General features: G+C 70.7%; 10 protein-coding genes. 3 read left to right on the top strand and 7 right to left on the bottom strand.

Annotated features, from left to right (window positions below):
- Nucleotides 1–142 precede the first annotated feature (142 nt).
- From FPZ12_RS39085 to FPZ12_RS39065, 5 genes are all read right to left on the bottom strand, one after another.
- Nucleotides 143–712, bottom strand: coding sequence for a nucleoside/nucleotide kinase family protein (locus FPZ12_RS39085; RefSeq protein WP_144757853.1), 570 nt, complete (start codon nucleotides 710–712; stop codon nucleotides 143–145).
- Nucleotides 713–826: 114 nt separating this feature from the next.
- Nucleotides 827–2,218, bottom strand: coding sequence for a pyridoxal-dependent decarboxylase (locus tag FPZ12_RS39080; RefSeq protein ID WP_424923692.1), 1,392 nt, complete (start codon nucleotides 2,216–2,218; stop codon nucleotides 827–829).
- Nucleotides 2,219–2,223: 5 nt separating this feature from the next.
- A complete protein-coding gene (locus FPZ12_RS39075; protein WP_144757855.1) occupies nucleotides 2,224–3,519 on the bottom strand; it encodes an MFS transporter in 1,296 nt (431 codons plus the stop codon).
- Nucleotides 3,520–3,622: 103 nt separating this feature from the next.
- A complete protein-coding gene (locus FPZ12_RS39070) occupies nucleotides 3,623–4,648 on the bottom strand; it encodes an LLM class F420-dependent oxidoreductase (RefSeq protein ID WP_144757856.1) in 1,026 nt (341 codons plus the stop codon).
- Nucleotides 4,645–5,559, bottom strand: coding sequence for an oxygenase MpaB family protein (locus FPZ12_RS39065; protein ID WP_144757857.1), 915 nt, complete (start codon nucleotides 5,557–5,559; stop codon nucleotides 4,645–4,647). The genes FPZ12_RS39070 and FPZ12_RS39065 overlap by 4 nt, the downstream gene beginning before the upstream one ends.
- 54 nt (nucleotides 5,560–5,613) lie before the next feature.
- Between FPZ12_RS39065 and FPZ12_RS39060 the strand changes: the two genes are divergently transcribed.
- Nucleotides 5,614–6,204: a TetR/AcrR family transcriptional regulator gene (locus tag FPZ12_RS39060; protein WP_144757858.1), complete on the top strand. Its 591-nt coding sequence runs from the start codon at nucleotides 5,614–5,616 to the stop codon at nucleotides 6,202–6,204.
- On the opposite strand, the gene dmpG is transcribed toward FPZ12_RS39060, so the two are convergent.
- Nucleotides 6,201–7,235: a 4-hydroxy-2-oxovalerate aldolase gene (gene dmpG, locus FPZ12_RS39055; RefSeq protein WP_144757859.1), complete on the bottom strand. Its 1,035-nt coding sequence runs from the start codon at nucleotides 7,233–7,235 to the stop codon at nucleotides 6,201–6,203. The genes FPZ12_RS39060 and dmpG overlap by 4 nt on opposite strands.
- Nucleotides 7,232–8,137 carry an acetaldehyde dehydrogenase (acetylating) gene (locus FPZ12_RS39050; RefSeq protein ID WP_144757860.1) on the bottom strand — a complete coding sequence of 302 codons (906 nt, stop codon included), beginning with the start codon at nucleotides 8,135–8,137 and terminating at the stop codon, nucleotides 7,232–7,234. Before FPZ12_RS39050 ends, dmpG begins: the two co-directional genes overlap by 4 nt.
- 39 nt (nucleotides 8,138–8,176) lie before the next feature.
- Here FPZ12_RS39050 and FPZ12_RS39045 point away from each other — a divergent pair, with 39 nt between their 5' ends.
- Together FPZ12_RS39045 and FPZ12_RS39040 are read left to right on the top strand one after the other, a co-directional pair.
- A complete protein-coding gene (locus FPZ12_RS39045) occupies nucleotides 8,177–8,926 on the top strand; it encodes an IclR family transcriptional regulator (RefSeq protein WP_144757861.1) in 750 nt (249 codons plus the stop codon).
- An 84-nt stretch (nucleotides 8,927–9,010) separates the two neighbouring features.
- Nucleotides 9,011–9,526 carry a hypothetical protein gene (locus FPZ12_RS39040; protein ID WP_144757862.1) on the top strand — a complete coding sequence of 172 codons (516 nt, stop codon included), beginning with the start codon at nucleotides 9,011–9,013 and terminating at the stop codon, nucleotides 9,524–9,526.
- The last annotated feature ends 329 nt before the right edge of the window (nucleotides 9,527–9,855 follow it).

Raw genomic sequence — 9,855 nt, 5'->3', positions numbered from 1 at the left:
TTCCCGCGGTCCCGGGGCGGCTTGATCGCTGCTGCCGAGCCCGGAACCACGTGGGCGCGCGGTTCTGCCCCTGTCCGTCCGCCGCGACCTGCCCGGCGGTCGGCGACGGGTTCGCGGCCAGTGTGCCGTAGGCGCGCCTCGCTCAGCAGCCGACCAACGGCAGCACGGCGGAAAGCGCTTCCCCGGGCCGATCGGCCGTCACGGGCTCCAGGCCCAGCTTGGCGAGCTCGCCGAGCATCAGCTCCTGGTACCGGAAAGTGCGGGCCAGGAACCGGTCCATGAGGTGCCGCTCGGCGGCGGTCGCTCCGGCGTAACGCCCCGCTTCCCGCACCCGCGCCTGCAGGACCGCCTCGCTCGCGGCCAGCCACACCGCCGTGACGCGCGGGGCGATCACACCCGCAACGAACGGCGGCCACAGCGCGGAGCCTTCCAGCACGAGCCTGTTCCGCGAAACGATCAGCTCCTCGACGCGGGGCCACAATCGTTGGTAGTGCGCCAGAACCGAGTCGATCAGGTCCTCAATGGACAGTGTCCCGTAGTGCTCGGCGACATGCGCGGGCACCTCACGCTCCGGGGTGCGCCACGGCCGCCCCGGGTGCCGGGCGAGGCCGTCCGTGGAAAGGTACTCATACCCCAGACGCGCCGCGATTTCCTGGGCCAGGGTGGACTTCCCGGTGTTCGAAGTGCCGCCGATCAGGACTACTTCCGGCATGCGACCAGCTCCTCCAGTACCGCGATGGTGAACCATGCGCCGTCGTTCTCCACCGGCTCGACCGAGTCGAGCGTTCCCGGCCAGGTTCGTTCCAGCGGCGAAGCGCCAGCGGTATCAAGCCCGATAGAGCCCGCCGAGGAATTCCAGTAGCAGCCGCTCCCGCAGGGCGGGCCGGGCCGAGGCGAGCAGCGAGTTGATCTCCGCCATCCGCACCGGCAGCGCTTCCCCGCCGCCGAGCCCGGCGGCCTGCAGCAGGCCCGCGAACTGTTCGCCCGTCAGGGTTTCCGGGTCCAGCGCGGCGACGAACGCGGCCACCTCCGGGTCCACCACGACCGGCCCGGCGGCACGGGCCGCGTCCACCGACGCGCCCAGGTCCGCGAGGAACTCCGTTTCACCGCCCCGGTTCGCGGCCGTCACCGTCAGGTGCAGGTTCACCGGCGACGACTCGTACGCGAACTGCGGCTGGACATACCACCCGCGCTCCCGCATCTCGTCGGCGACGGTGAACAGGTCGAACTCCTCCGTCGTCGCCGCCAGCGCGATCAGCGTCGAGTCCGGTTCCGCCAACACCCGCAGCCCGTCGATCGAGCCGATCCCGTCCCGGATCCGTTGCACCGCCTCGAAAGTACGCTCCGCGAGCCGCAAGGATCCCTCGTCGCCGACCTCGCGCACCACGGCCCACGCGGCGGCGAGCGGCCCGCCCGAGCGCGTGGACTGGATGGTGGTGTTCAGCATCGTGTACCCCGGCCAACGCGCGCTCGCGAAGTAGTGCCCGCGCCGCAACTCCGCGTTCGCGTGCAGCAGCACCGAAACACCCTTGGGGCAGTAGGCGTACTTGTGCAGATCCACCGACACGCTCGTCACGCCTTCGACGCCGAACCCGAACTCCGGCACCGGTTTCCCGAGCCGCCGCGCGTACGGCAGCACCCAGCCGCCGATGCAGGCGTCGACATGCATCCGCACGCCCCGGCTCGCGGCGGCCGCGGCGATCGGCCCGATCGGGTCGAGCACCCCGTGCCCGTACGACGGCGCGCTCGCGACGACCAGCACGGTGGACGAGTCGATCGCCGCCGCCATCGCCTCCGGGGCCGCCCGGAACGTCACCGGGTCCACCGGCACCTCGACCGCGCGCACCCGGAACAGGTGCGCCGCCTTGTGGAAAGCCGCGTGCGCCGTCGACGGCAGCACCATGTTCGGCTCCACGACGTCCGGCCGCCCCTCCCGCGCCGCGAGTACCGCCAGCAGGCAGGACTCCGTGCCCCCGGACGTCACCGATCCGACCCCGCCCCCGAGCAACGCGGCCGCCGCGCCGACGAGATCGTTCTCCATCTTCAGCAGGCTGGGAAAAGCCGTCGGGTCAAGGCCGTTCGCCGAGGACGCCAGCGCGTGCGCCGAAGCCGCGAGCTCGTCCAGGCCCTCCAGCCCGCTGTCGTAGACATACGCGAGCGTGCGCCCGCCGTGCGTGGGCAGGTCACCGGCGCGCAGCGCCCGCAGCTCGTCGAGGATTCCGCTCACTGCAGCACCGACTTCCGCAGCAGCGGGATGCCCAGCAGCACGAAAATGCCCGGGATGACGGAGAACCCGACGACGATCGCGGTGACCGCCGAACCCGGCTGCGCGACCGTGAAGTCCTTACTGGACACATAGCCGCCGATGGTCAGCAACAGCCCGAACAGCCCGGGCCCGAGCGCCAGGCCGAGCGTTTCGCCCGCGGTCCAGACCCCGGCCGTCACGCCCGCGCGCGTCTCGCCGGTGCGCTTCTCCTCCGCGTCGATCAGGTCCGGCAGGATCGCGAGCGGGAACACCTGGATGCCCGCGTACCCGACGCCCGCGAGCGCGACGAACACGAACGCCACGGCCAGCGGCAGCACCTGCGTCGCGCAGAGGCCCGCGCACGCGACGCCGAAACACAAGGTGGCGAACCGGAATCCCCACAGCTTGCCCCAGCGCGCGCCCAGCCGCGGCCACAGCGGCATGGTCACCAGCGCCGGCCCGACGAACCCGACGAACAGGAACGTCTGCAGACCCGCGTCGCCGAACACGTAGCGCGCCGCGTAGTTCACCCCCGCCAGCAGCACCGCGATGCCCAGCGACTGGACGAAGTAGACACCCAGCAGCCAGCGGAACGGGCGCCAGCCCTTCATCGTCGCGAGCAGTTCGCGCCAGCTCGGGCTGTTCGGGCGCAGGTTGCCGACCGGCGCGGTGCGCGTGCCCAGCCGGACGCCGATGGTCCCGACGAGGATCACCAGCCCGATCACCACGCCCATCACGCGGTACCCCGCGACCCCGCCGATCCCTTCGGTGATCGCGGGCGCGACGCCGCCGGAGATCAGGATCGCGATCGCGAGGAACCCGATGCGCCAGCTGGTCAGCCGCGTCCGCTCGTCGTAGGAGTCGGTCAGCTCCGCGGGCAGCGCGTTGAACGGCACCTGGAAGATCCCGTACGCCGTGGCGCACACGATGAACAGCACCACCACATACGCCGCGTCCGCCCACGTCGAGCCGAAACCGGGATGCGCGAACAGCGCGGCGAACAGGATCGCCACCCCGACCCCGCCGAGGAGCAGGAACCGGCGGCGGCTGCCGGTGCGCGCGAGGTCCGCGTCGGACAGCCGGCCCGCGAACGGGTTGAACACGACGTCCCACGCCTTGGGCACCAGCACGATCACGCCCGCGACCGCGCCGGGCACCGCCATCGTGTCGGTCAGGTACGGCAGCAGGAGCAGGCCGGGGACGGTGCCGAACGCACCGGTGGTGAAGGATCCGAGGGAATAACCGAATCGCTGTGAAGCCCGGAGCCCGGCCATGATCCTCCTCGTGGTGCACCCGCGATGATCGGGGGAATCGTGTCATCGCGCCCCGGGCGCCCGGTGACCGGGGCCACCGAACGACCGGGGACCACCCGAGGGGTCAGGACAGGACCGGCGCGACCTTCCGCAGGGTCGCGGCGTCCCCTCGCAGCAGCAGCGTGGTGACGACCGTTTTTTCCCACACCGCCAGCTCTTCGCGGATCTTCTCGGCGGGCCCGATCAGCGACGTGTCCTCCACCAGCGAGGTCGGGATCGCCGCGACGGCCTCTTCCTTGCGGCCGGCCAGGTACAGGTCCTGGACCTTGTCCGCCACGTCCTCGTACCCCATGCGCGCGAACACGTCGTGGTGGAAGTTCACCGATTTCGCGCCCATGCCGCCGATGTAGAGCGCCAGCGCGGGCTTGATGAACCCGGCCGCCTCCTCCACGTCGTCGTGCACGATCACCGGGACCGACGCGGCCACCTCGAAGTCGGCCGCCGTGTGCCGGGCGCCGGGCCGCGCGAAACCCTCTTCCAGCGCGGCGCGGTAGAAGGCGTCGCTCTTGGGCGAGAAGAACAGCGGCAGCCAGCCGTCGCAGATTTCGGCCGACAGCGCGACGTTCTTCGGCCCCTCGGCGGCGAGGTAGATCGGGATCTCCTCGCGCAGCGGGTGCACGGTGGCCTTCAGCGGTTTGCCCAGGCCGGTGCCGCCCTGCAGCGGAAGCTGGAAGAAGTCGCCGTCCGCGGTCACGGGTTCCTTGCGTGCCACCACTTTCCGCACGATGTCCACGTACTCGCGGGTGCGCGCGAGCGGCTTCGGGTACGGCTGCCCGTACCAGCCCTCGACCACCTGCGGGCCGGACGCGCCGAGCCCGAGCACGAACCGCCCGCCGGAGAGGTGGTCCAGTGTCATCGCGCTCATCCCGACCGCGGTGGGGGTGCGTGCGGACATCTGCACGATGTTGGTGCCCAGCTTGATCCGGCTCGTCGCCGAACCCCACCAGGCCAGCGGCGTGAACGCGTCGGAGCCGTAGCCCTCGGCCGTCCACACCGAGTCGAAACCGAGCTCCTCGGCCGTGGTGATCGCGTCCAGCGCGCCCTCGGGCGGGCCCGAGGACCAGTAGCCGATGTGGTACCCGAGCTTCACGTCGCCTCCAGTGGTGAGTAGTGCTTCGGATTGTCCCGCTCGGAAAGCGGCGGAAGGTTGCGGGCCGGAGTCTCCACCGGCGGGACGTGCTCGCCGCGGGCGCGGCGCCAGCCCGCCCTGGCGCGCGGGTGGTAGCGGCGGTCGTGCGGCACGAACTTGAACGCGAGGTTGATCAGGCGGCCGGCCAGCCGGTGCAGCCGCTCGTCCCGGTCCGACCACGTGTAGCCGAGCCGCGCGCGCACCGCGGGGTGGTAGAGCCCGACGGTCCACCACACGAAGCTCCGCGCGATGAGCGCGCTCATCGCGCGCCACACGAAATCAGGAAGCCAGGTGACGAACGGAGGTTTGTCGATGCCGCGCAGGTTCAGCACGTCGCGGGTGGCCTTGTTGTCCTCCAGGCCCGACACGCACATCCGCTCCCAGTAGTCCTGGAACTCCTCCCACGACGCGGGCACCGGGCGCATGCTCATCCCATAGAGCCGGTACCACTCGACGTGCTCGGCGTAGAGCCGCCGTTTGTCCTCGGCGGACAGCCCGCCGCACATCCGCTCCGCCGCGATGAGGGTGAGCATGAAGAACGTGGAATGGCCCCAGTAGAACGTGTCCGGGTTGAGCGCGTGGTAGCGCCGGCCACGGGAGTCGACGCCCTTGATCGTGTCGTGGTAGCTGCGGACGGCACGGGCGGTCTCCTCCGCGCGCGGGCCGTCGTAGACCACGCCGCCGATCGGGTACAGCGAGCGGAACAGCCGCTGCCAGCGCTCGGCGAAGAAGTCGGAGTGCTCCTCCACCCCGGCGCCGAGTTCGGGGTGCATGTTCTGCATCGACCCCGCCCACAACGCCATCAGGAGGGTTCGCCAGTCGCCGAAGTACTTCCAGGTGAGGGATTCCGGGCCCAGGGGCTGCGCTGCCATACCGGGCACGCTACGATTGACAACAGCCGTAGTCAACTTTTCCGGGACGGATCCATGAGCCGCAGCTGGGCGGGCACCAGCCTGACCGACCGCAAGGCCGCGCGCCGCGAGCAGCTGCTGGCCGCGGGGCTGGAACTGCTGGGCACAGGCGGAAGCGCCGCGGTGAGCGTGCGCGCCGTGTGCCGCCAGTCGAAGCTCACCGAGCGGTACTTCTACGAAAGTTTCGCCGACCGTGAGGAACTCGTACTCGCCGTCTACGAACACGTGGCGGGTCAGGCGAGGCAGGCGCTGATCGACGCGGTCCCGGAAAAGACCGCGGCCCCCGCCGCGCGCGCGAAAGCGGCCGTCACCGCGTTCGTCGAGCTGATGGTGGACGACCCGCGCAAGGGCCACGTCCTGCTGCTCGCCCCGATCACCGACCCGGCGCTGTCCGCGCGCGGAGTCGCCCTGCTGCCGTCGTTCGCCGCGCTCGTGCGCGAGCAACTGCCGGAGACCATGGACGAGGCCGAACGCGAACTCACCGCGGTCGGCCTCGTCGGCGCGCTGACCAACCTGTTCACCTCGTACCTCGGCGGCGCGCTGAAGGTCTCGCGGGTGCGGCTGATCGAGCATTGCGTGCGTCTCCTCGCCCAAGCAGGTTCCTAAGCGGACTCCCTCTCGGCCACGAGCTGCAGCGCGATGTCGATGATCATGTCCTCCTGGCCGCCGACGTAGCGCTTCTCCCCCACCCGGTACAGGATTTCGTGCGCCGGCACGCCATAGCGCTCCGCCGCGCGCTCCGCGTGCAGCAGGAAGCTGGAGTACACCCCGGCGAATCCCTGCACGATCGACGAGCGATCCATCACCGGCAGGCGCGTGATGTACGGCTTCACCACGTCCTCCGCGGCGGCCATCAGCACGTCCTTGTCCACCCCGGTCTGCACGCCGAGCCGCTCGAACACCGCGGCCAGCACCTCGGTCGGCGAGTTGCCCGCGCCGGCGCCCAGCGCCACCAGCGAACCGTCGATCTGCCGCGCGCCGGCACGGTAGGCCAGCACGGAGTTCGCGACGCCGAAGCTCAGGTTCTGGTGCCCGTGATAGCCGACCTGCGCTTCACCGTCGAACTCGGCGACGAGCGCGGCCACCCGCTCCGAGGCGTCTTCGAGGATCAGCGCGCCCGCGGAGTCCACGACGTACACACACTGGCAGCCGGCGTCGACCATGATCCGGCCCTGCTTCGCGAGCGCCTCCGGCGTCGACATGTGGGACAGCATCAGGAAACCGACCGTCTCCAGCCCGAGGTTCCGCGCCTCGGTGAAATGCTGGATGGACACGTCGGCCTCGGTGCAGTGCGTCGCGATCCGCACCGCGCCCGCCCCGAGATCCGCCGCCGCCTTCAGATCGGTGACCGTGCCCAGCCCCGGCAGCAACAGCACCGCGATCTTCGCGCGGCGCGCCTCCTCGACGGCGGTGGCGATGAGCTTTCGCTCGTCCACCAAGGAAAACCCGTAGTTGAACGTGGACCCGCCGAGCCCGTCGCCGTGGGTCACCTCGATCAGCGAGACCCCGGCGTCGTCGAGGGCGCGCACGGTGTCGCGCACGTTCTCCTCGGTGAACTGGTGGGCCATCGCGTGGCTACCGTCGCGCAGGCTCGTGTCGACGATCCTGACTTCGCGATCGACGTCGTCCCAAGTCATGCGCGCACCTTCTTCACGATTCGTTCGCCGAGGAGTTCGCCGACGCGGGCCGCGGCGGCGGTCATGATGTCGAGGTTCCCGGCGTACGGCGGCAGGTAGTCGCCGTTGCCCTCCACTTCCAGGAACACCGCCACGCGCGCCTGCCCGCTCCAGCCGGGGCGCGGTTCGTCGTACTGGGGCGCGGCTTTGAGCGTGTAGCCCGGCACGTACTGCTGCACGTCCTTGACCATCTTCTCGATCGACGCGGTGATCGCGTCACGGTCGGCGTCCGGGGAGATCGCGCAGAACACCGTGTCCCGCATGATCATCGGCGGCTCGACGGGGTTGATGATGATGATCGCCTTGCCCCGGGCCGCGCCGCCGACGGATTCGATGCCGTGCGCGGTGGTCTCGGTGAACTCGTCGATGTTCGCGCGCGTTCCCGGCCCCGCCGAGCGCGACGAAACCGAGGCGACGATCTCGGCGTAGGGCACCTCCGTGACCCGGGAAACGGCGTGCACGATGGGAATCGTGGCCTGGCCGCCGCAGGTGATCATGTTGACGTTGGGCGCGTCGAGCTGGTCCGGCAGGTTCACCGCGGGGCAGGTGAACGGGCCGACGGCGGCCGGGGTCAGGTCGATCGCCTGGATCCCGGCCTCGGCGTAGCGCGGGGCGTTCGCCTGGTGCGCCTTCGCCGAAGTGGCCTCGAAAACGAGGTCCGGCAAGGCTTCACGGGCCAGCAGCCAGTCCACGCCCCCGGCCGAGGTCTCCAGCCCCTGCTCGGCGGCCCTGGCCAGACCGTCGGAGGTGGGGTCGACCCCGACCATGTAGCGCACATCGACGAACTCGCTGCGGCGGAGTTTGGCGAGCAGGTCCGTGCCGATGTTGCCGGGCCCGACGATCGCCGCGGTGGCTTTCTGCATACCCCGTACCGTCCTCGTCCCGGCGGGTACCCTCAACCCATGTGTGCCGCTCAGCGGGACGACGACGGGATGACCGCCGCCCGCATCTCCGCGCTGCTGTCCGCGTTCGCGCCGGGGGACGACGCGCTGGGGGTGTCGGAACTGGCCCGCCGCACGGGAATCCCGAAATCCTCGGCGCACCGGCTGACCGGTCACCTCGCCGCCTGCGGCCTGCTGGAGCGCACCGGCGGCGCGGTCCGGCTGGGGCTGAAGCTGTTCGAGATCGGGCAGCTGGCGATCGGGCAGCGCGGGCTGATCGACGCGGCCCGCCCGTATCTGGCCGACCTGCGCGAAGCCACCCGCAACACGGCGCACCTGGCGATGCTGGAGGGCACCGAGGTCGTGTACCTCGACATCGTGCGCGGCCCGGACGCCCCGAACCTGGCTTCGCGGATCGGTGGGCGATTCCCCGCCCACGCCACCGCTGTGGGAAAAGCAATCCTGGCGCACTCTCCCGCTGACCTCGTCGAGGCGGTAATCTCTGCGGGCCTGCCCATGATCGGGCCACGGACGCTCACCGCGCCCGGGTTGCTGCGCAGGCAGCTGGCGAAGGTGCACGAGGAAGGGGTTGCGTACGAGAGAGAGGAATCGGGTACCGGCGTCATCTGCGTCGCGAGCCCACTGCTCGACAGCTCCGGCCGTGCGCGCGCGGCCGTTTCGGTGTCGGGGTGGAGCAATCGCGTCCGGGCGGACCGGGTGGCTTCCGCCGTGCGGACCACAGCCCTTACTCTGTCCCGCACACTTCCTTAACGCTCAGTGCACGCTTCGTACGCGAGAATCGACGTTGCTTGAACGCCGTGCATGGGGCCAGCGCCAGGTGAAACGGAGGAGACCGTGATCGCCCAGACCACTCAGGTCGACGACATCCGGCTGGTCGCGCTGCCCAGTGCCGTCAACTGCGCCGAGATGTTCGTCCGCTTCACCCTGGCCGAGTGGTCGTTGCGCCCGCTGGTCACCGAAGCCACCCGGATCACGCGGCACCTGGTGCACGCCTCGGTCGTCGGCGCGCGCACCGCCACCCCGCGCTTCCTCACCGTCCGGTTGCGACTCCACGGGGACGCGCTGGTCATCGAGCTGGACGACGACCTCCGCGGCGAGCCGCCCGAGCTGGCCGGCGCGCAGATCAACGCGGTGTCCCTGCCCGGCGAACGCCGCAACATCTGGTCCGAGCTGCCGCTGCCCACCGGCATGTCGGCCGCCGCCGTGCCGCTGCCGCAACGGTTGCCCACGCGCGCCCCGCAACCGGAACCCGAGCCGGAACCCGCGTACGCGCCCGAGCAGACCCGAGTGGACGCGGATTCCCAGATCCTGCAACGCGTCCTGTACGGCCTGAACCGCGGCAACCGCTAGCCCCCACCGCACGCCACGCGCCCCACCCCCGATGTTGGCCGCCCCGTCGCCGTCTTGGTCACCCGCGCCGCTGTGCTGGCCCTTCCGGGGCGTGTGTTGGCCGCCCCCGTCCATGTGTTGGCCGACCGCGTTCATGTGTTGGCTGCCCCGTCGCCGTCCTGGCCGCCAGCATCCATGTGTTGGCCGCCCGCGTCGCCGTGTTGGCCACCTTGGTCGCCGTCTTGGCCCCTCCCGTTGGCGTGATGGGGAATTCCGCGGCTGGTCCGGCTAGGTGAAGACCCTTCCCAGGCACCGGCACGGCCAACACACGCCCCGGCACGGCCAACATG

Origin of the sequence: Amycolatopsis acidicola, from assembly GCF_007713735.2 — a bacterium.
In the GTDB taxonomy this organism is placed as follows: Bacteria; Actinomycetota; Actinomycetes; order Mycobacteriales; family Pseudonocardiaceae; genus Amycolatopsis_E; species Amycolatopsis_E acidicola.
Note: the sequence above shows the minus strand (reverse complement) of the source record. Positions and strands in the feature narration are given on the sequence as shown.

Bases quoted from the DNA above. Each gene is read 5' to 3' on its own strand.
- FPZ12_RS39085 (WP_144757853.1), bottom strand. From the start codon at position 712: ATGCCGGAAGTAGTCCTGATCGGCGGCACTTCGAACACCGGGAAGTCC.
- FPZ12_RS39075 (WP_144757855.1), bottom strand. From the start codon at position 3,519: ATGGCCGGGCTCCGGGCTTCACAGCGATTCGGTTATTCCCTCGGATCC.
- FPZ12_RS39065 (WP_144757857.1), bottom strand. From the start codon at position 5,559: ATGGCAGCGCAGCCCCTGGGCCCGGAATCCCTCACCTGGAAGTACTTC.
- FPZ12_RS39060 (WP_144757858.1), top strand. From the start codon at position 5,614: ATGAGCCGCAGCTGGGCGGGCACCAGCCTGACCGACCGCAAGGCCGCG.
- dmpG (WP_144757859.1), bottom strand. From the start codon at position 7,235: ATGACTTGGGACGACGTCGATCGCGAAGTCAGGATCGTCGACACGAGC.
- FPZ12_RS39050 (WP_144757860.1), bottom strand. From the start codon at position 8,137: ATGCAGAAAGCCACCGCGGCGATCGTCGGGCCCGGCAACATCGGCACG.
- FPZ12_RS39045 (WP_144757861.1), top strand. From the start codon at position 8,177: ATGTGTGCCGCTCAGCGGGACGACGACGGGATGACCGCCGCCCGCATC.